The sequence below is a fragment of the Runella sp. MFBS21 genome (genome assembly GCF_029433105.1).
In the GTDB taxonomy this organism is placed as follows: domain Bacteria; phylum Bacteroidota; class Bacteroidia; order Cytophagales; family Spirosomataceae; genus Runella.
Genome location: NZ_JARNTW010000001.1, coordinates 201,498 through 222,774 on the forward strand (window position 1 = coordinate 201,498; position 21,277 = coordinate 222,774).

Consider the following 21,277-nt stretch of genomic DNA (forward strand, 5'->3'; position numbering starts at 1 on the left):
ATATGTTATCTATATCTACCCGCCTTTTTGCTTTTCTTATATTTTCTTTAAGCCTCTGCGTCAATGTATTTGCCCAAGTACCTGACTCTTCTTTACGCGGGCGCACTTTTCTTTTGGGCGAAATCTCGGTGATTGGTCGCCGCGCTTCAGACACGCTTTTAGTGGCATCTTCTGCCCAAATGGAAGCTTTCAATCGCTTAGATGTTGGACGGGCTTTGGCGCTTTTGCCAGGAGTTAATTTATCCAATGTAGGCGCTCGTAATGAGTCTATGGTGTATATACGAGGGTTTGATTTACGACAAGTCCCTGTATTTGTGGATGGTATTCCAGTGTATGTACCCTATGATGGCTACGTAGATTTGGCAAGATTTACGACCTTTGATTTGGCCGAAATCAACATTTTCAAAGGTTTTACTTCTGTCACTTATGGTCCTAATACCATGGGTGGAGCAATCAATTTAGTGTCGCGTCGCCCTCAAAAATCTTTAGAATTTGACGGAAAAGTAGGGATGTTTAGCGGCAACGGACGCCGACTCAACCTCAATCTTGGCACTAAATTGGGGCGCTTTTATATACAAGGCTCCGCTTCCCAGCTCAAACAAGATACTTATCCTCTTTCTGCCGATTTTGTACCTAAAGCACAAGAAGACGGCGGCGATCGCCAAAATGCTTTTCGGGATGATATTAAATATAGTGCGAAAGTAGGTTTCACTCCCAACGCCACCGACGAGTATGCCGTCAGTTATATCAATCAACACGGTACTAAAGGTACTCCACCATACGTAGGAGACGATACGCGACAAAATCCTCGTTTTTGGCAATGGCCTTATTGGGACAAAGAAAGTTGGTATTTTATTTCCAAAACTCGTATTACAGCCAGAAGCTATTTGAAAGCAAGGGTATATTATGACCGCTTCAAAAATCTCCTCAGTGCTTTTGACGACAATACTTACACCAAACAAACCCGTGGCTCTTCTTTCAATAGTTATTATAATGACGATACCAAAGGAGCTAGCCTTGAATTGGGCATTCAAGAATGGAACAAGCATACCCTCAAAGCCTCGATACATTATAAACACGACCATCACCGTGAAAACAACCTAGGCGAACCCGTACGGAATTTTATTGACCAAACTTACTCCCTCGGTATCGAAGATGTAATCCGCCTTAGCAGTAGCCTTACGCTCGTACCGGGCTTGAGCTTCAATGCCCGACAAAGCGACAAGGCTGAAAACTACGCCTCAGCTACTAAAACGATTACCCTTTTCCCAAAAAACAACAGTCAAGCCTTAAACGCTCAAGCAGGACTATTCTATAATCCCAGTGCCTTGCGTCAGTTGAGTTTTACGGTAGTGCGTCAAACTCGCTTTGCCACTATCAAAGACCGATATTCGTATCGGATGGGAGCGGCTATTCCTAACCCTGATTTGAAAGCCGAAGGAGCGTTGCACTTTGATGCAGGTTACAGTGAGCAATTGGCCTCTTTTCTAAAACTTCAAGCCAATGTATTTTACAGTCGAATATCGGATGCCATTCAACAAGTCAACAATGTCCAGCCCAATATTTACCAATTCCAAAACACGGGAAAAGCGGAATTTTATGGGACCGAAATCAGTCTCAATGCTTCTGCGCGCAATTGGCTGCAAGGAGGAATACAATACTCATATATTAGCCGCAAAAACCTCAGTAATCCTGATTTAAAATTCATCGATGTTCCTCCTCATAAACTTCTCATTTTTGCCCAAGCTCATTTGCTCAAAAGGATTTCGTGGCTTGCAAGTGTAGAATACAATGCCAAACGTTTCAGCACAAGCTATGGTACCGAAGCCGCATCTTTTGTGGTAGCCAATACTAAATTGTCGGCAAAAGTGTGGCGTTTTATTCAGCTTGAAGGGGGCATCAACAATATTCTTGACCGAAATTATGCCTTATCAGAAGGGTTTCCAGAAGCAGGGCGAAATTATTTTATCAACTTAGTTTTCAATAATTTATAATCACAATGAAAATCTTAAGATTAAAGCATATTTGTTTTCTTATAGGCTGTGTTTTGGTAGGAAACTTCTCAGTAGCTGCCCAAACGCTTTCTATCATTGGCGAAGTCAAAACCCCACTGACTTTGTCAATCAATGATCTCAAAGCCATGCCGCAAACGCAGTTAAAGGCCAAAGACCGTGATGGAAAAGAGCATGAGTACGGTGGCGTGCGTTTAGTAGATTTGTTTCAAAAAGCAGGCGTGACACTTGGCGGAGAGCTGCGTGGCGAAAATCTCACTAAATATGTCATAGCAAGGGCTGCTGATGGCTATGAAGTTTTGTTTTCTTTAGCCGAAATAGATGAAGAATTTAGCGGGTGCACCATCTTACTAGCTCATACGGTAGATGGACAAGCTTTACCTCAAGGGATAGGTCCTTTTCGCCTTGTCGTTCCTGATGAAAGAAGACCTGCGCGGTGGATTCGTGAAATCAAAACTATTGAAATAAGATTTGCCAAATAATCCCATGAAACTCCTGACGAGCATCTTGAGTTTGTTTCTGCTTGCGGGCTTTTTAGCTCTCAAATCACCTCGTCATGATGCCCGTTTACATCCTTACAAACTAGAGTATCCTTCTTCTTTCGGGAGTCGGTTTGTGATTCCTGAAAACAACTCTCTTACCGAAGAAGGAGTGACATTGGGCAGAATGCTTTTTTATGAGCCCTTACTTTCCAAAACCAATACAATTTCGTGTAGTAGTTGTCATCAGCAATCGCTTGCTTTTTCTGACAATCGCCGCCTGAGTATAGGCGTATCGGGCAAGCCTACTCGTCGCAATTCGATGTCGTTGGCCAATTTATTGTGGGTCAAAAACTTATTTTGGGACGGACGAGTCAGCGGGCTAGAAGCACAGGCGGCATTTCCACTTATCCATCCCGACGAAATGGGACAAAGCCTTGAGATTTCGGCCAAAAAACTTTCAAAAACACGGCTTTATCCGCCACTATTTAAGGAAGTATTTGGGACAGCTACGATTACGGGCGAGCAAATCACCCAAGCATTGTCTCAATTTGAGCGCACACTTATCTCTGCCGATTCGCCTTATGACCGCTACTTGGAGGGTAAGTATCAATTGTCGGCTACAGAAAAACGTGGTTTAGAGCTATTCATGCGTGGCCCTGCTCCTGAGCGTGGCGTGAGGGGAGCCAATTGTGCTCATTGCCACGGAGGTGTAAAGCTTTTTCAGGAAGTATTTCATAACAACGGCTTAGATAGTATAGCCGTACAAGATAAAGGTCGGCAAGAAATCACTGGAGAGGCATCAGACAATGGTCGCTTTCGAGTACCCACTTTAAGGAATATTGCCTTGACTGCACCTTACATGCACGACGGGCGCTTTGCTACTTTAGAAGAAGTGCTCGACCATTACAATCAAAATATGTTTCATCCTTCCAACCTCAGTCATGAACTTCGTACTGCTACCAACACAGAAGGTGGAAAAACGTTGGGGCTTACTGCGGTCGAAAAAAAGGACCTTATCGCTTTTCTGCATTTATTAACAGATTCGACCTTCATTACCAATCCTGCTTTTGCCAATCCACACCCAAATACCAAAACCAAGCCCATTAGATAGAATATCCGTTATTTTGTTTGTACAATATTCATAATTGGTATAAATTGTGAATCAGAAAACGATTTTTTATTAAACACCTAATAAACAAATGGCAAATCCAACCTTATCTGAAAAATCTTTCATCAAAGCAGCACAAGAAGGCGTCGGTCAGAGTGCTATGACAGTCCAAGGTACTGTCAATAAAATCATCATCATGGGTGCGCTTGTTATCGCATCGGCGGCGGCTAGCTGGTTTTTGCTTGTGGCCAATCCCGGGCTTATCATGCCTTTGGCCATTGGAGGTTCTATTGCAGGCCTTGTAGTGGCCTTGATTCTTGCTTTCAAGCAACACCTTGCGCCTACTTTGGCACCTCTATATGCCGTAGTAGAAGGTGTTTTTGTGGGTGCGATTACTTTGGTATTTGAGAGTATGTATCCTGGCATTGGGATGTCGGCGGCATTGCTTACGTTTGCGATTTTGGCCGGCATGGTAGGTTTATACAAAGCGGGAGTTATCCGGGCTACTCCTACATTCAAAAGAGTCATTTTTGCGGCTACTGCGGGCGTGGCTATTTTTTATTTAGTGGCTATGGTACTTCGCATGTTTAGTATCGATGTACCCCTTATCTACGATTCAGGCTGGTTTGGCATTGGCTTTTCTTTGTTTGTGGTAGGTTTGGCTGCCTTCAACTTAGTGATTGACCTAGATACCATCGAACAAGGTGCCGCTTACGGTGCTCCCAAATACATGGAGTGGTATTGCGCCTTCGGTATGATTGTCACGATTGTGTGGCTATATGTAGAAGTACTCCGTCTATTGGCCAAGCTTTCAAGCCGCGATTAAGCGATTTTATTTTTTATTCAAAGAGGCTGCTCTAATAAACTTAGGGTAGCCTCTTTTTATGTGTTTTAAGGTAGTAAAAATATAAAAATAGTTATATTTTTTAAAATAAAACAAAGTTGGTTGTTTGGTTTTACAGTATTTTGTTCCACAAGTTTGAAAAATTCATATGTACTATGGAAGGAAATTATAATTTCTCCAACAATTATTTTTAAATATTAAATTTTTGTAAAATTTAATTTGGATATGATATTTAATAAATCTAAAATTGCAGCGTCTGTTACCAAGCAATAACTCTTCTCCGTTCTTTTAAAATCAGGTTTTTGAATTCGAAATGGCCGCAAACTATTAAGATTCCAAGACGCTTTCTTGCTAAAGAAGCGCGTCTGTAAAATTGGAAAAGTACAATTTTTATCCGATAACTTAATACTTACAATGCCCATGAGAAATTTTTTTACAAAAACCTGCTTTTTGGTCTTTACGCTTTTATGCTTTCATAGCTATGCACAAGACCGAACATTGAAAGGACGGGTGCTCTCCAAAGACGGCACTAGTCTTCCTGGTGCCAGCATTATAGTCAAAGGCTCAGATCGCGGTACAAGTGCCAACGCTACGGGGGAGTTTACGCTTGCAGCCCCTGCCAATGCCACTCTTGTAGTCTCATTTATTGGTTACAAACCCCAAGAAATTGCGGTAGGCAATCAAACCTCCTTTGATATTTCGTTGGAAGAAGACGCTTCTATTCTTAGTGAAGTAGTGGTCACTGCGCTCGGGATTGCCCGCGAGAAGAAAGCCTTGGGTTATTCTGTACAAGAAGTAAGCGGCAAGCAAATGACCCAAGCCCGCACCACCAACTTCGTCAATGCACTCTCAGGAAAAGTAGCGGGTGTTCAAGTCACTGGTACTAATGGTGCTCCGGGTGCTTCGTCGCGTATACTAATTCGCGGAGCTAGCTCTATCGGTAGTAACAATCAGCCTTTGTTTGTGGTTGATGGTGTACCTATCGACAACGGTAACTATGGCTCAGGAACGGGCGTAGATTATGGTAACGGCGCAGCTTCTATCAACCCCGATGATATTGAAAATGTGAGTGTTTTGAAAGGACCAAGTGCCGCCGCACTTTATGGCTCAAGAGGTGCCAATGGTGTGATTCTAATTACTACTAAAAGTGGGAAAGGTTCTAAAGGAATCGGAGTTTCGTTTAATTCAAATACTGCCTTTGATACTCCATTTCGTCTACCCGAATGGCAAGATGGCTACGGTCAGGGCAACAAAGGCCGTTTTTCGTTTGTGGACGGAACGGGTAAAGGTGTAAACGATGGGGTAGATGAAAGTTGGGGACCTAAAATGGACGGCCAACTTATCCCGCAGTTTGATTCGCCTATCGCTGCAGATGGTACACGCACTCCTACTCCTTTTATCCCTCATCCCGATAACGTGTCCAATTTCTTTGAAACAGGAAAAACCTATACCAACAACATTGCCATCACGGGTGCCAACGAAAAAGGCGATTTCCGTCTTTCCTACACAGATTTGAATCAATCCGGTATCCTTCCTAATACAGACTACAAAAGACGCACTTTGTCGTTGAATGCGGGCTGGAACGTTACCAAAAAATTGAGCATCAGAGCTACCGGAAACTACGTAGTAGATGGTAGCGACAACCGCACCAACTGGGGACTTTACTTTATCTGGTTTGGGCGGCAAGTAGATATGGAAAAATTGAAAGATTATCAAGCTCCGGGTAGCATTTATCAATACAACTGGAACTACAATTACTGGACCAATCCTTACTATGTATTGAATCTAAGTACTAAATTTAATCAACGTGACAGGGTATATGGCAACGTAGCGGCAACTTACAAATTTACGGATTGGCTTACGCTTACAGCACGTACCGGAACGGATGTGTATATTGACCGACGCAAAACCAAAAACGCTGCTCGTATCGACAACTTAAACGGTGCTAAACAATACGATAGCTACAACGAAGAGCAAATCTTTATTAGAGAATCTAACTCTGATTTCTTGTTGACCGCCACGCACAAATTTGGGGAGTTTGACGTGGCCGCCAACCTTGGAGCCAACCACCGTAGCAATTACTACCAACGCAACTACATGGGCGCTACCGAATTGGCGATTCCTAGGGTATGGAACTTAGGAAACTCTCGCCAAGCCAAAGTAGCTGAAAACTCTTTTACCGAAAAAGTAGTCAATAGCGTTTATGCCGCAGCCAATATTGGTTTTAGAAATTATTTATTTTTGGATTTGACCGCTCGCAACGACTGGTCGAGCGCACTTCCTTCTGACAACCGCTCTTATTTCTATCCTTCAGCGGCTTTGAGTGCTGTATTGACCGATATGCTCGGCATCAACTCGCCCGTTTTGTCGTTTGCCAAAGTGAGAGCGGGTATTGCACGTGTTGGAAATGACACGGATGCTTATCGCTTAATTCAGGCTTATAAATACGAAAACCCTTGGGGTAGCACGCCGTCGTTGTCAGAAAACAACGCCATGCTCAATGCCAACCTTAAACCCGAACTTACTAATTCATATGAGATTGGGGCAGAAGTAAAACTTTGGCGTAATCGCGTGGGATTGGATGTGACTTATTACAACAAACAATCTTTCAACCAGATTTTGGATGTTAATATTTCTCAGTCTACTGGTTTTACTTCTAAACTTCTTAATGCTGGTAAGCTTGAGAATAAAGGGGTTGAAATTCAATTAAGTGCAACGCCTGTCGTCGCTGGACCTTTCCAGTGGGATGTGGCTGTCAACTGGGCTCGTAATCAAAACAAAGTAATAGAACTAGCCGAAGGACTTACTACTTACACTTTGGGTACAGTACGCGGTATGGCCATTGAGGCACGCGTAGGTCAGCCTTACGGAAACTTCTTCGGGCAAGGGTTTGCACGTGACCCTAACGGCAATATCATCTATGACAAAAGCGGCTATCCTACTCTCAACCCTACCCGTCGCATCTTAGGCAATTTTACCCCCAAATGGATAGGTGGTCTTCAGAATACATTTACTTATAAGAAACTGTCTTTGAGTACCTTGATTGATATGAAAAAAGGTGGAGACATTTTCTCCCAAAGTGTAAACATCGGTCGCTATACAGGGGTATTGAAAGAGACGCTTATGGGTAGAGAAGAAGGTATCGTAGGAGAAGGTGTAGTAAACACTGGTACCGCTACTGAGCCGGTGTATGTGCCTAATACTACACGCATTACGTCGGAAGAATGGCATCACAAATACTATGCTCTTACCAACAACGAAATGACGATTTTTGATGGTAGTTTTGTCAAACTTAGAGAAGTGAAACTTACCTACATGATTAGTGGTCAGGTATTTAAAAAATTACCTTTCCGCGATATAGCTATCTCGGTGGTGGGCCGCAACTTACTATTGTTGCACAGCAATGTTCCACATATCGATCCCGAAACTAGCTATTACAATGATGGCAACCTACAGGGAATCGAAAATGGCCAAATCCCTACCACTCGTACCATGGGCTTTAATATTAGTTTTAATCTGTAAACAACCCTTGGCTACTGCAAAATGGGTAGCCAAAGCATTTACCTTAAAACAACATCTCAAAATTTTTGATGCATATGAAACGTATTTTCTCTTCTCTCCGACATATATCACTGATTGCAGCATTTACCCTTGGCGTATCTGCCTGTACTGACAAATTTGACGAAATCAATACCAATCCTAATGCACCTTCTACCGCTACAGCAGATTTGTTTTTGCCGCATGGTATCCAAAGTGCCGTAGATGCTTACTGGGGCGGATCGCTTGGTATGGACATTGGCAACTTGATTTCGCAATATTGGGCCCGTATCCAATACACCGATATTGACCAATATCTCGTCTCTAGCGATGTATATAGTGGGGCTTGGCAAACTTTCCATATCGAAGCATTAGCTGACTATCAGCGTATTTATAAATTGGGCGTCGAAACCAAAAACCCCAATTATCAAGCTGTAGCGCTGATTATGCGTTCGTGGGTATTTTCTCTGATCACCGATATTTACGGTGACATTCCTTATAGCCAATCTATTCAGGGGTTAGAAGGTATTCTTCAACCCAAATATGATACTCAAAAAGAAGTGTATGCGGGTATCGTCAAAGAATTGAAGACAGCCAACGACCTCATAGATGCTACTGACAAAACAAAGGCCATTGCTGGGGATATTCTTTTTGCGAATGATTTGACCAAATGGAAAAAATTTGCCAATTCACTTAGCCTGCGTCTTCTCAATCGCATGTTGGACAAATCTGACGCGGGTATTGATGTAAAAGCTGAAATAAATCGTATTTTAAGCGACCCTGCTAAGTACCCGGTGATTGGTTCGGTTTCGGAAAATATCCAATTGAATTACATTGATGCCACAAACAACAATAACCCTATTAATCAAAATCGTAAGACCCGCGATGACCACCGCGTAAGTGCGACTTTGGTAAACAAATTAGTGGAAATGAAAGATGCACGTTTGGCGGTATATGCCGATAAGCCTGCCGACGGTGGAGATTATAAGGGTGTACCCAATGGTCTTTCAAATGCCGATGCCAATGCGCTAGGTTTGTCAAAAACCTCAAAAGTGGGTGCTTATTTTGTAGCGGCAACCGCTCCTGGAGTGATTATGAGCTATGCTGAGCTGCTATTTATCAAAGCAGAATTGGCTTATAAAGGAATCACTGCTGCCGGAACGGTTGCTGCCAATTATACCAATGCTATCACCGCTTCGCATAGCCAATACAAGTTGACGGTAAGCCCTGATTACTTAGCCGCCAATGCACTCAAAACGGGCAGTGAAGGCTATACGCAGATAATGGAGCAAAAATGGATTGCGCTTTTCGGACAAGGTGTAGAAGCGTGGACGGAGTTTCGTCGTACTGGAATTCCCGCTCTCAAGCCTTCTGTAATTAATGTAAATGGGGGCGTGATTCCAACTCGCTTGCCTTATCCTGGTTCGGAAGAGTCGCTCAATTATGAAAATTTCAGCGCGGCCCTCAAACAACAAGGTGGTACAAACGACATGAAACTCAAACTGTGGTTTGCTAAATAACATTAGTCGGGTAAGGAGTTTTGGCTCTTTACCCGCTTTTACCTTATCATTTTCAAACTAAATCATTTCATGAAAACCCTTATCCGTTCTACACTCATTTCGTGCTTTGCCTTGAGTACCTCTGTAGCAATGAGTCAGGAAACAGACAAAGCTTTGCTCAAAAAAGCAAAAAAAATTCACGAGAAAGCTTTCACTGTCGATACTCACGCTGATACGCCTATGTTGCTCTCGCGCGGAGGATTTGATATTACCAAAGACAACGACGCCCGCACAACCAATAGCAAAGTGGACTATCCGCGTATGAAGCGCGGCGGACTAGATGCTATCTTTTTTGCGGTTTATTTGGGTCAAGGCCCGCGTAATACTGAAGCCCACGAAGCCGCCAAAAAACGTGCGTTGGATATTTTTGAAGCCGTCAATACTACCCTGAAAAATACGAGTTCGGAAGCCGAGCTGGCCACTACGCCCGAAGAAGCTTACCGCATTGGAAAAACAGGAAAAAGAGTTATTTTCATTGGTGTCGAAAATGGCTATGCCATGGGTCATGATTTGAAAATGCTCCAAAAATTTTATGATTTGGGTGCACGCTACATGACGCTTTGCCACTCAAGCAACAACGACATCTGTGACTCTTCTACCGACCCCAAAGGAGCCGAATATCAAGGCCTTAGCCCATTGGGGGAGCAAGTAGTAAAAGAAATGAATCGTTTGGGGATGATTATCGACATATCGCACGTCTCTGATTCTACCTTCTATGATGCCATTCGCCTTTCTAAAGTTCCTATTGTAGCCACTCACTCAGGCGCTCGCGCTATCTGCAATCACCCTCGTAATCTTACCGATGATATGCTCAAAGCTTTGGCTAAAAACGGGGGGGTGATTCAGTTGAATTTGTTGAGCGATTATATCAAAACGATTCCTCCTAGCCCCGAAAGAGAGGCTGCTATGAAGGGTCTTTATGAAAAATACAACATCAAAGATCGTCGCGGCATGGCTACTTTGTCGGAAGAGCAGCAGAAACAAGCCCGTGCTGAGTTTATGGAATTAAACAAAAAATATCCCGTGCAACTCGCTACTGTCAAAGATGCAATCGACCATATTGATCACATCGTCAAGCTTATTGGTATCGACCATGTAGGTATGGGGGCTGATTTTGACGGTGGTGGCGCTTTGGCTGATTGCTTTGATGTAAGCCAATACGAAAACATGACCATTGAATTGGTACGTAGGGGTTATTCCAAGAAAGACATCGAAAAGATTTGGAGCGGCAATTTTTTCCGTGTCATGAAAGCGGTTGAAAAAGGAAAAACCCAAGAAGTAAGCCTCAAGTAAAGTTTATTTCTAACAGTCTGATATATAAAAAACGGGCAGAGTCAGCGACTCTGCCCGTTTTTTATGAAGTTAATTTAGACAGTAGAGCAAAAATTTTTGTGTGCCTGATTGAGTATAATTCGTTGATTTTGAATGGGCAAAAATTAATAATTGACCGTCGGGTAGCACCGTTGTGCTTTAGCACTTAACTTTTATAAAGCCGCTTTTTTGACTTCAAAAGTCGCGGTTTTACTGCCAGCTTGGCCATCGTTGGTGAGACCTTGCACCACTATTTTGTAAGTTCCGAGCTGTTCGGAAGCATAAAAATTCAACGATGCTTTTCCTTCGGCATTGGTCATCAATTGCGGCGACCAATGGAGCAAATTTCTAAAATCTGGCACACGTGTTTTTTGGGCGGCTTCGGTATCATAGCGGGGAGCATAAAATTCTTTTTTGCCTTGCACTCCTTCATAAGACAACACCAAGGCGCGTGGGTCGATGGGGAAACCCGCCATATCACCTTTATAAGTAGTATAGCTCACAATTCCCGAAAAAGACATGGTTCCTAAGTAGTAAAGCCCGTCTATTACTTCCAATTTTTTAACTTTCAAAGGGTCAAAAGCGATGATTTTGTCGGTATCAAACACAGGTACACCATCCATCAAAACCAGCGGTTCTTCTTCAAAAAGTACGTTGGGTTGTAATAAATCAACGACACGAAAACGAAATTTACCCTGTCTTTTCCGAACTACTACCCCTGGTACATATTCTCTCATCACCTCCTCCATGGTCGGGAATCGGGTATAGGCATCTAGCAGATACCTTTCGTCGGGTTTGCCAAAAAACGCCAATGTATCCGTCTCTCCAGTGGTCATTTGCTGTGCCCATTTGGGCAAAAAAGCATTGTAAGTCTGCATGTTGATGCTTCGAGCCTGAAGATTGTTTTTCCAAGTAGCATTCCACGCAAAAGGCGGCAAAGTACGTATGCCAAATTTGTCAGAAAAAGGGCTCAAGATTTCGATACGAGAAGTAGTATCTACTTGGGTATTGGTTTGGACAACCACTTCTTGCGAACCAAAAAAATGTTTCATTTCAAAAGCAATTCTTCCTTGTGCATCACTTGTGGATACAAATAACTGAGGCCTTTTGGAAGGTGCTGCAAGATAGGTATTGACCCACGGCACAGGTGCGCCCGTTTGGGGATTTAGCACTTTGCCTCGTATAAAATGTCCTCCATTTTCGGGAATATAATCAAATGAAAGCTTTTGCTTGTCAAGTACTTCGTCCCAAGTAAAACGCCGCCATCCGTGGGTAAGCATCAGATTATCAATGGCTGTATTAGCGGTTTCATCGGTATTGTTGAAATAATATTGGGGCGATTCTACGTTTCCTTTCAAGTCAGAAGAAAGGCCAAGGTAGCTTTCAATCATGGGATGGTTTTCGACAGGCAGCGAATCTACCAGATAAACCGATACTGACAAATCCGCTGAAGCAGGAGTATTTCCCTTGCCGGTGGTTCCCAAATCAAGTTCAATTTTTTGGCGGGGGGCGTATTGATTCTTGTCTGTTTTGGCACTAATACTTAGATTTTGAGCGGGGCGTTTGAAATAAAGGCGTTCGCACAAAGGCTTTTGGGATTCGTCAAAAAGCGTAATAGCAGTGATGCCATCCGCCAAATCGCTCTTGTTAATTAAAAACACCGACTGTCCCTCTTTCAATATTTTTTTCTCGGCGTATTTAGGGCTTCCTTTAGTATGAGCCAAGACATAAACGGAAGCATTGGAAGAAGCATTGGACAATACCTCCACCTTGAGCCACCGTGCCGTAGAGTCGGTGACTTTCAATACAAACCCTTTTTCTTGAACCGTAGGAAGATTATAAACCAGCCATTTCTTGTGCTCATCTTTCAGCAATACGCGGTACTTTTCACCTGTCTGAGGTTTGAATTGAAAAGAACCAATCCCAAATTTTGAGGGTTCAAATCGAACTATGGTATCATTTTGCTGATTGACTATCGCGCCATTAAATTTGATTCCCTTTCCTGCTATATCCGTAGCTCTAAATCCTAGCTTGCTTTCCATTCCCTGCACCAATTGCCCTCCTTCTGGAAATAGTTGCAAATCATAGGCTAAAGTAGGCGCTGCTGAAGGGATAAAGGTAGGCTTACTGAAAGGGTTGGCAATGGTAATGAGAGTTTCGAAATAAAAATCAGGGCTAAAGTTTTTCATCCAGTTGGTATAACACCTTACGGAGTAATGTCCACTCTGCAAAAAAGGCGGGATGAAAAGCGAGCCATTTCCTTTACCTTTTTCTAGGGCTATTTTGGTTTGTAAAACTGGGTTATGCTCTTTGTCTAAGACATCAAGGTAAGCTACTTTGCTCATGTCTAATGGATGGTGTAGCAAGGCATCTACACAAATGGCCTTAAACCAAATACTTTCTCCCACCACATAAAGAGGCCTGTCAAGATGGACAAACATCTTTTCTTGCACAGTCCGCTGACCATGTTGTGTAAGCTTTTGGGGGAGATTTTGCTCTTGGCTTTTGGAGAGTAGGGGCATTCCAAAAATGCTAAAAATCACCGCTATTTGGGTTTTCCAATACGTATTTTTAAACGAAAAAAAGGGTTTCATAAAAAGCATTTTTATTGCCAAAAACTAGGTCTAATGATGGTGCCACCTCGCGTGCGGCAATCTGTGCAAGCATGGTCGCCTGTGATATATTGAGGAACCCTCGCTCCCTCAGGCCAATACTCTGATAAAAGAAGGTCGTGAGTTTTGAGAGCTTCTGCTGCACTGAGGGTGTCTGTCGGAACGCACCATTCGTATCGTCCCAATGAAGGAGTAATAAATATCCGCTGCTCTTGGGGCGTTACGGCACTAAAAAAACCAAACACCAATTCTTGCGAATCGCTAGTAGAGTTGATATTGCCTGTGACTTGGGAGGGTTGTGGGTCAAACAAGCTGCCGGTGGTTTCGGTGGTTTTGGCGAGGTTTGTCCAGTATTCAAATCCTTCTTGCGTAAGTCCATATTGTTTTACTAAAATGCTATACTTAACAAGCATTTTATTACTCGAAGTCGGGACATTTGTGATAGGAATATCTCTAATCAAATCTTGTGTAAGCTTTATGGTGGAAGCCAATAGAATTGTAGATGGCTTCTCAGAACTCCAACAAGTGTTGATATTTTCGACTCGGTCTATAATGGAATTATTTTTAACTTCATACAAAGAATAGAGTGACATCCGGTATTCCCAAGTTTCTTCAAATTTCCACCGATAAAAACGGGTTTTGGCGCGCGGGTCGTGGGTATTGATGTTGATTTGGACGGCGCTTTTATCGGCAGCTATTTTGTAAGTAATGCTATCAATAGGTGGGGTTTGTTTGACCTCTACGTAGGATGAGACATATTCTTTGCGAGTGGAAGTGCGGATACGGAGTCTAAACTGCTCGGCTTCGTTAAAAGCCCTGGGTGCCAGGCGATAAAGTCCTTTTCCTATTTCGGTAAAGTTATAAACACTTCCTTTATTTCCTTCTACAATCACTTGGGCTCCTACGGCAGCCGTAAAAGCGTTTTTGTTGGTAACGAGCTGCGTATAACTAAGCTGAATACGGCTACTGTCTTTTGCTCCAGTATTCAAGAATCCATCTACTACCAAAAACTTGTCAGCGGCCGTAACTTCAGGAGGTGAGAAGGGTACAATACAGCCTTCTAACCCCAACATTACTATCAATACCGCCACAATCCCAAAAAAGGTTTTCATAAGCTTTAAAGCTAAAATCTAAAATTATAAGTAATGGTGGGGATGGGTTGCCCAAAAATTGAAAGCATATATCCGTTTACTACGCCATTTTGGGTACGGAAATAAACAGACGAAGGATTTTTACGTCCCAATAAGTTAAACACGGCGAAGGTCCAGGAGCTATGCGCTAGTTTTTTGATTTTGTGATTTCCTTCCACATTCATTGAAAAATCAACCCTGAAATAATCAGGAATCCTGAATTGGTTGCGGTCGGCATAATAAATCCGTGGTACCCCTTCGAGCACATATTTTCCAATCGGTGGGGTATAAGGGCGGCCACTGCTATACGTCATATTGAACGAAAGACTAAAGCGGTGCGAAAACTTATAATTGCTCACCAATGTAAAATCGTGCGGTTTGTCATAATTGCTTGGATAATATTCACCTTTGTTGGGTACATCCGATGCGGTAGGGTCATCTGCTTTGAGCAAAGAGCGAGCATAGGTATAGCTTACCCAGCCATTAAGCTTACCCGTAAGTTTTTTCAGCATCAATTCTACCCCGTATGCTTTTCCAGTAGTAGAAATGACTGCCGTCTCAATACGGTGGTTGAGAATCAACGAATCGCCTCCTTTATAATCCAGAAAATGCTGAATGTTTTTATAATATGCCTCAATAGAAATCTCTAGTTTGTTGCCTCTCATATTACGATAAAGCCCCAAAGCCCATTGACTTCCTACTTGGGGTTTGATATAAGGATCGCTCAATTTCCAGATGTCTGTTGGCGACATTACCATTGTATTGGTCAACAAATGAATGTACTGACGAGTAGTATTATAACTTACCTTTAGAGAAGTAGAATTGTTAAGAAAATACCGTCCCGATACTCTAAACTCTGGCCCTTGATAGGTTTTGATGTTTTGGCCTGCTTTGTAAGTCTCACTACCTGAGGCATAAGGCTTCTCGATAGGAAGCCCTTCGGTATAAGTAGTGATGGTTTTGGGGCCTAAATAATTGAACATCGAAAAACGAATCCCACCCGCTAGCGATAGTCGAGGACTTACATCAAACCTATCTTCAATATAAATAGCACTTTCTACAGCTTGCTCCGCCTCCATGATGTCGGGTATCAACAACGACTCCCCACCCACTGGCTGGAGCGTGCCAGGATGTAGTTTATAATGCGTAGATGTAATTCCAAAATCAAGTGTATGCTGCCGATGCAAAAAGTAAGTAAAATCTGCTTTTCCTTGGGTTTGACTAATATCAAAATTCAAATTGAAGGCATTGATAGGAACCCTCTCACTGCCTACCGTATATTGATAATGACTATATGCCCCTACAAAAACCCCGTAGAGTTTAGAATTGAAAGTGTGCTTCCATTTGATAGATGCCAGATGATTTTGGTAGCTATAGGCCGTATCCCCAAAAAGCTTGAATTGGTCTTTGCTCAGATAACCCGTCAAAGAAATACTATTTTTTTCATTGATTTCGTGATTGACTTGTAAGTTTATATCATAAAAAGAGGCGGTACTCTTATTAAAAGAATTATTGTCTAATCGCCTAAACAACCAGTTTGAATAGGTAGTGCGACCGCCCAAGATAAAAGATGACTTTTCTTTGATAATGGGTCCTTCTACCGCAAAACGTCCCGTAAGGAGGCCAATCCCGCCTGAGCCCACAAATTTTTTCTTATTACCGTCGCGGCTATTGATTTCCAATACCGATGATAGACGCCCTCCGTATTTGGAGGGAATCGTACTTTTGTAAAGTTCAACTTCTTTAATCACATCAGGATTAAAAGCGGAGAAAAAACCAAAAAGGTGAGAAGGATTATAAACGACCGCGTCGTTGAACAAGATGAGGTTTTGGTCGGTAGAGCCACCTCTTACATTGAGCCCTACGCTACTTTCGCTCACGGCCTTTACTCCTGGAAGGGTAAGGACAGTACGCAGCAAGTCTGTTTCGCCAAAAGCTGTCGGAACCTGCTTCATAGTCTTGATATTGAGCTTTACTTGCCCCATTTGGGTACCTGCTACGTTGGCATCTTTTCCGGCCGTAATCGATACTTCTTTCAAAGCCATTACACTTTCTTGCATTTCAATATCAAGCTTGCCGTCGCCATATAGCACAATCCGCCGATAGGTATCCCTCATACCTATACTTTTTATTTTGAGGGTATGCTTGCCGCGCGGAATTGTCAATGAAAACAGCCCTAGCGCATCGGTCGAAGCACCTATAGAGGGGGATTCTATATACACAGAGGCCCCTATGACAGGCTCGCCCGTTTGAGAATTTCTCACATATCCCGTCAGAGTAGATTTTCCTTCAATAATACGCTGCCGTTGCACCCCAATATTATACGTTTTGCTTTCGGCGGTAGATAGTAGCCTATCTTGCTCTTCGGTAGTAGGAGCTACGTATAAGTTTTTATCTGTTTCTTTTTCTGAGGTATTATTTTCAAACAAATCGGCGGGGAGCTCTGTAATAATCGCTTGATCGGATGTCACAAAAACCCGGTCTTTGTCATCAATCGAAAATTTGAAATCAGTACCATTGAATACCTGCAACAAGACCCTGACCAAAGGCTCATTATTGGCATCAAGGGTTATTTTTAGACTATCGAGCTGTGATGGGTCATAGTAAAAATAACAGCCTGTTTGGGTTTCGGCTTCTTTGACAAACTGTTCAAACCGCACGTCATTAAATCGCCCTGTTAGGCGTTTTTCGGATTTTGACTGAGCAAAAACCAAAGCATACCCAAACACAAAAAATAAAGTAAAAATCGTATAACGCTGTTTCATGGGTGAAGTTTGTCGTACTGTGTGGCTATTTCGATAAGTGCAAGTTCTGTGGTTTTACGGTATTTTATTTTTTTGTCTCTCAAATGCCGTTTTAAAGCCCTTTTGTCCTCTTTCAATAGCCCCAAAACCGCTTGTTTAGAGCGTATGATATGGTATTTGTCGTCTTTTTTAAGATAATAAAATGTTTTTTCTGGAAAGCTTACAGTCACTTTATTACTCTCTATTTGCTCTTGCCTTTGCTTGGTTCGGCGTACAATAAGAGCCGTTTTGCCACTGTACAACAAATCATAAAAACCAGTTACACTGATTCCACTTTGCGGATCGGCTTCCAATCTTACAAACTGATGCTCCAGTACCCTAAAGCTTTTGATACGCTCACTTTGAAGCTGCACCAGACCAATTCTTTCTTGATGACGCACTACTACTTTGTCTTTCACAATGTCGTAGAGCATGTTTATAGGTTCATACAACTGCCCGTCATAGACTACTGAACCATCCTGCCAGGTTTCGGTTTCAAAAAATTGATGGTCTTTAGAGCGACTATCATAAATATGATAGCGATTGCCATTATACAAATGAGGTGACAGGCGAGTTTCGGCCTTGTAAAGTGCAAGAGGAGTATCGGCGATTGTGGCCGAGGGTACATTTTGCCCCTTTAAAGAAAGCACTGCGCAAACAGAGTACCCTAAAAACAGTAGAGTTTTGTGCATAGAGTGTGAATAAAGCCGTTTTTTTATTTAAAAGTAGTAAAACTTTTATTTTACTTAGCTATGAATATTGTTGATTTTCAAAAACTTGAATATTTATGAGTATTTACGCTTCCCAAGAGGAGTGTGTTGCATTTTTTTGTTTGTATTTTAAGCTTTAATTGGGTAACTATGTTCTAAAATACAATAGCGGTGGCTTTACTTAAAGCCACCGCTGACGGTATAAACATTCTAATCCTATAAACGCTCTTTTAAAACTCCCACCTACCTTTTTGGTAGAAGTCGATGATTTGCCGCTGTAGGGCATATTCATAACGTGACCGAATTTCGTTGGCCTGGGCTCGCGCCAAATTTGCCTTGGCCAAAGTGTATTCAAAAACATTGGCAGTACCAGCCGCCAAACGGCTTTCGGCAGCGGCAAAGTTGGCCGTTAGCGATTCTACTTGACTTTTAGCTGCTGCATATCGGTCAGTGGCAGCGGCTAGTTGTTGGGCCCCTTGCTCAATAGATTGACGTAACACCTGCTTTACTACATCTACCTGATTACGTGCCAACTGCTGTTGAGCTTTTACTACATCCACCCTTGGTCTGATTTGCCAACGCCCCATAATGGGTATATTCAGACCTAAGCTCAAAGAACCGTTACGGGTTGCATCTAGTTGTTTAAAATAACTTCTTTCCGAATTAGAAGAGGCATAGAAGGCACCAAAACTAGCCGACAAATCTACCGAGGGAAGGGCAGCGGCCTTCACTGCCTTGATTTGGCTTGCAAAGCTACTTAGTCTTAATTCGCCACTTTTCACCTCTGGAAAAGTCTTAATAGCATCTTCATAGATAGCATCGGCCGATGGAGGAGCACTCAAAGCTGTAGCAGCATCTTCTACGGGCTGGAAAACAATGCTTTTATCTGGTGGTAAATTCATCAATTGAAAAAGAGTAAGACGAGCTATTTCTTCGTTGTTTCGGGCTGTTACTTCGTCAAACTTATCATTGGCTAATTGAGCTTTGATTTCATAGAGGGTATTGAGCGCGATAGTCCCCGCATTCACTTGTTTTTCGACCCGCTCTACTTGTTGCTGCGACGATGCCACCTGCTCTTGTGCCGCTTCATAGAGTGCTTTTGTTGCCAGCACTTGTACATAAGCTTGCAGCAAGCGAATAATCTGCTGATTAAGAATAGCTTCTTGGTTTTTCAGCGCGGCATCTCTCAGTGCAATACCCTGCTGAATTTGATGCTGAATCTGAAACCCCTGAAAAAGAGGCATCTGCATACCTACGCCTATCCCGTTGGTATTGTACACTTGGTCGATGTATGAATTAGTAAAACGATCAATACTGCGACCAAAATTTAAGTTTTGACCTGCGTTGAAACCTAGCTGGGGGAGCTGAAGCGATTTGGTCTGCTGCAACTGTGCCCCCGCACTTTGCGCCTGTAGCTGACTTTCGCGGTAAGTGAGGTTGTTTTTTGTTAACAATTCAACACACTCTTTCAGCGTCAAAGCCTTTTGTGCATAGCCACTCATGGCTTGTAATAATGCACAGCATAAAAGAAATTTAATTTTAGATGCTTTCATCATCCTGACAAATATACAATTAGACTATTAAGTCACTTTTTTAGGCAATCCAGCCATCTTTTAATCTTATCACACGATTTCCGTATTCGGCATTCACTTCTGAGTGAGTTACTTGTACAATCGAAACGCCATCTTTTTGATTGAGTTCTTTAAACAACTCCATGATTTCTTTGGCTTGTTCGGAGTGTAAGTTGCCAGTAGGTTCATCGGCAAAAATGATTTTAGGCTCATGTACAATCGCTCTGGCAATACCTACAAGCTGCTGCTGCCCACCCGACAGCTGACTAGGAAACAAATCTTTTTTGGCAACGATATTGAAACGGTCAAGCAATTCGGCCACCCGACTTTTGCGCTCCGACGAAGAGGTTCCTTTGTACAACAATGGTGTCTCTATGTTTTCATATACCGTGAGTTCATCAATCAAGTGATAAGCCTGAAACACAAATCCGATACGATGCCTGTGAAGCTCGGTACGTTTTTTTTCACTAAGCCTATCTACTTTTTCATCCAAAAACAAGTACTGACCTTCGGAAGGCTCTTCCAACAAGCCCAAAATATGTAAAAGAGTGGACTTGCCCGAACCCGACGGACCCATGATTGATACAAATTCTCCTTCTTGAATGTCTAGGTTAATATTTCGCAGTACGTACGTTTTACCGAAACCTGCGGGATAATGCTTTGAAATACCGTTTAACTGAATCATGAACCTTGCTGCTGAGTGATTAAAAATAATAATTAATAGTTTGCATGAGTTGTGCCAATAATTTATACTACTGAAAATCAGATAGTTGATTTGTTGTAGTTCCACAAAAACGTCCGAAAACGGACAATATTTGTACGCCTTCGGACGGCTTATTCAAGTCCCATACTTTGGAATGAAGACACAAAAAAAGCCCAAAAAATGGGCTTTTTCAATCACTAACACTAAAGTTTCTAGCTTCTTAGTGTTTTAGTTTTTCTTTAAACACTTTCCGAAATTTATCCACTTTGGGAGCTACTACAAACGCACAGTATCCTTGAGTGGGATTATTGGCGAAAAAGTTTTGGTGATAGTCTTCGGCAGGATAAAATTTCACGGCTTTGGATACTTCTGTCACGATAGGCTTACTAAATGCGCCCGATGCATTGAGTTCTTTGATCGCTTTTTCGGCAAGGGCTTTTTGCTCAGCATCATGATAAAAAATCACCGACCGATACTGTGGCCCTACGTCGTTGCCTTGGCGATCTTTGCTTGTAGGGTCATGTACCCGAAAAAATACCTCCAACAACTCCACATACGATACTTTCTTAGGGTCATATTTAATTTCTACGCACTCTGCATGGCCCGTAGCTTTGCCACATACTTGCTCATAGGTGGGATTTTCAACAAACCCTCCCGAATATCCCGATACTACCGATTCTACCCCTTCCATTTCTTGATATACTGCTTCGGTACACCAAAAACAGCCCGTTCCAAAAGTTGCCGTTGCCAGACCAGTCATGGTTTTTGCTTTATCTTCCATCTGTTCGATTTTTTTGGCTGACTGCTGCCCACAAGACGTAAGAGCAGAAAAAGTCAACACGCTTAAAAGGATTTTTTTGATGAGTGTCTCCATATTATTTTAACAAAAAAGAAGTGATTAAGTTCTCAATAAGA

14 protein-coding genes are annotated in these 21,277 nt (G+C 42.5%); 7 read left to right on the forward strand and 7 right to left on the reverse strand.

The features are described 5' to 3' along the window. Nucleotides 1-2 precede the first annotated feature (2 nt). The 7 genes from P1X15_RS00690 to P1X15_RS00720 all read left to right on the forward strand — a co-directional run bounded on the left by P1X15_RS00690 (nt 3) and on the right by P1X15_RS00720 (nt 10,835). Nucleotides 3-1,994 carry a TonB-dependent siderophore receptor gene (locus P1X15_RS00690; protein ID WP_277336216.1) on the forward strand — a complete coding sequence of 664 codons (1,992 nt, stop codon included), beginning with the start codon at nt 3-5 and terminating at the stop codon, nt 1,992-1,994. 5 nt (nt 1,995-1,999) lie between these two features. After that, nucleotides 2,000-2,494 (forward strand): molybdopterin-dependent oxidoreductase, encoded by a 495-nt coding sequence (locus P1X15_RS00695; protein ID WP_277336217.1) that lies wholly within the window; start codon nt 2,000-2,002, stop codon nt 2,492-2,494. Between the two features lie 4 nt (nt 2,495-2,498). After that, entirely contained in the window at nt 2,499-3,605 is a 1,107-nt protein-coding gene (locus tag P1X15_RS00700; RefSeq protein ID WP_277336218.1) for a cytochrome-c peroxidase, read from the forward strand. Between the two features lie 88 nt (nt 3,606-3,693). Continuing rightward, the gene (locus P1X15_RS00705; protein WP_277336219.1) at nt 3,694-4,428 is read left to right on the forward strand and encodes a Bax inhibitor-1/YccA family protein; all 735 of its coding nucleotides are present in this window, start codon (nt 3,694-3,696) and stop codon (nt 4,426-4,428) included. Between the two features lie 438 nt (nt 4,429-4,866). After that, nucleotides 4,867-7,968 (forward strand): SusC/RagA family TonB-linked outer membrane protein, encoded by a 3,102-nt coding sequence (locus P1X15_RS00710; protein ID WP_277336220.1) that lies wholly within the window; start codon nt 4,867-4,869, stop codon nt 7,966-7,968. 74 nt (nt 7,969-8,042) lie between these two features. Continuing rightward, complete coding sequence (locus tag P1X15_RS00715; RefSeq protein WP_277336221.1) at nt 8,043-9,503, forward strand: SusD/RagB family nutrient-binding outer membrane lipoprotein; 1,461 nt, start codon at nt 8,043-8,045, stop codon at nt 9,501-9,503. Nucleotides 9,504-9,572: 69 nt separating this feature from the next. After that, nucleotides 9,573-10,835 carry a dipeptidase gene (locus P1X15_RS00720; protein ID WP_277336222.1) on the forward strand — a complete coding sequence of 421 codons (1,263 nt, stop codon included), beginning with the start codon at nt 9,573-9,575 and terminating at the stop codon, nt 10,833-10,835. 191 nt (nt 10,836-11,026) lie between these two features. Here P1X15_RS00720 and P1X15_RS00725 read toward each other — a convergent pair whose 3' ends face one another. From P1X15_RS00725 to msrA, 7 genes are all read right to left on the reverse strand, one after another. Then, nucleotides 11,027-13,447, reverse strand: a complete 2,421-nt coding sequence (locus P1X15_RS00725) for a hypothetical protein (RefSeq protein WP_277336223.1) — start codon at nt 13,445-13,447, stop codon at nt 11,027-11,029. Between the two features lie 11 nt (nt 13,448-13,458). Then, entirely contained in the window at nt 13,459-14,577 is a 1,119-nt protein-coding gene (locus P1X15_RS00730) for a DUF4249 domain-containing protein (RefSeq protein ID WP_277336224.1), read from the reverse strand. 11 nt (nt 14,578-14,588) lie between these two features. After that, complete coding sequence (locus P1X15_RS00735; RefSeq protein ID WP_277336225.1) at nt 14,589-17,360, reverse strand: TonB-dependent receptor; 2,772 nt, start codon at nt 17,358-17,360, stop codon at nt 14,589-14,591. Next, the gene (locus tag P1X15_RS00740) at nt 17,357-18,070 is read right to left on the reverse strand and encodes a hypothetical protein (RefSeq protein WP_277336226.1); all 714 of its coding nucleotides are present in this window, start codon (nt 18,068-18,070) and stop codon (nt 17,357-17,359) included. The genes P1X15_RS00735 and P1X15_RS00740 overlap by 4 nt, the downstream gene beginning before the upstream one ends. Nucleotides 18,071-18,318: 248 nt before the next feature. Continuing rightward, nucleotides 18,319-19,590: a TolC family protein gene (locus tag P1X15_RS00745; protein ID WP_277336227.1), complete on the reverse strand. Its 1,272-nt coding sequence runs from the start codon at nt 19,588-19,590 to the stop codon at nt 18,319-18,321. Nucleotides 19,591-19,681: 91 nt separating this feature from the next. Continuing rightward, nucleotides 19,682-20,344: an ABC transporter ATP-binding protein gene (locus tag P1X15_RS00750; RefSeq protein WP_277336228.1), complete on the reverse strand. Its 663-nt coding sequence runs from the start codon at nt 20,342-20,344 to the stop codon at nt 19,682-19,684. Between the two features lie 238 nt (nt 20,345-20,582). Continuing rightward, on the reverse strand, nt 20,583-21,236 hold the full coding sequence (gene msrA / locus P1X15_RS00755) for a peptide-methionine (S)-S-oxide reductase MsrA (protein WP_277336229.1): 654 nt from the start codon (nt 21,234-21,236) through the stop codon (nt 20,583-20,585). Nucleotides 21,237-21,277 lie beyond the last annotated feature (41 nt).

What these genes read in the sequence shown, in the direction of transcription:
- P1X15_RS00690 (WP_277336216.1), top strand. Translation starts at nt 3, where the DNA reads ATGTTATCTATATCTACCCGCCTTTTTGCTTTTCTTATATTTTCTTTA.
- P1X15_RS00695 (WP_277336217.1), top strand. Translation starts at nt 2,000, where the DNA reads ATGAAAATCTTAAGATTAAAGCATATTTGTTTTCTTATAGGCTGTGTT.
- P1X15_RS00700 (WP_277336218.1), top strand. Translation starts at nt 2,499, where the DNA reads ATGAAACTCCTGACGAGCATCTTGAGTTTGTTTCTGCTTGCGGGCTTT.
- P1X15_RS00705 (WP_277336219.1), top strand. Translation starts at nt 3,694, where the DNA reads ATGGCAAATCCAACCTTATCTGAAAAATCTTTCATCAAAGCAGCACAA.
- P1X15_RS00710 (WP_277336220.1), top strand. Translation starts at nt 4,867, where the DNA reads ATGAGAAATTTTTTTACAAAAACCTGCTTTTTGGTCTTTACGCTTTTA.
- P1X15_RS00715 (WP_277336221.1), top strand. Translation starts at nt 8,043, where the DNA reads ATGAAACGTATTTTCTCTTCTCTCCGACATATATCACTGATTGCAGCA.
- P1X15_RS00720 (WP_277336222.1), top strand. Translation starts at nt 9,573, where the DNA reads ATGAAAACCCTTATCCGTTCTACACTCATTTCGTGCTTTGCCTTGAGT.
- P1X15_RS00725 (WP_277336223.1), bottom strand. Translation starts at nt 13,447, where the DNA reads ATGAAACCCTTTTTTTCGTTTAAAAATACGTATTGGAAAACCCAAATA.
- P1X15_RS00730 (WP_277336224.1), bottom strand. Translation starts at nt 14,577, where the DNA reads ATGAAAACCTTTTTTGGGATTGTGGCGGTATTGATAGTAATGTTGGGG.
- P1X15_RS00735 (WP_277336225.1), bottom strand. Translation starts at nt 17,360, where the DNA reads ATGAAACAGCGTTATACGATTTTTACTTTATTTTTTGTGTTTGGGTAT.
- P1X15_RS00740 (WP_277336226.1), bottom strand. Translation starts at nt 18,070, where the DNA reads ATGCACAAAACTCTACTGTTTTTAGGGTACTCTGTTTGCGCAGTGCTT.
- P1X15_RS00745 (WP_277336227.1), bottom strand. Translation starts at nt 19,590, where the DNA reads ATGAGTGGCTATGCACAAAAGGCTTTGACGCTGAAAGAGTGTGTTGAA.
- P1X15_RS00750 (WP_277336228.1), bottom strand. Translation starts at nt 20,344, where the DNA reads ATGATTCAGTTAAACGGTATTTCAAAGCATTATCCCGCAGGTTTCGGT.
- msrA (WP_277336229.1), bottom strand. Translation starts at nt 21,236, where the DNA reads ATGGAGACACTCATCAAAAAAATCCTTTTAAGCGTGTTGACTTTTTCT.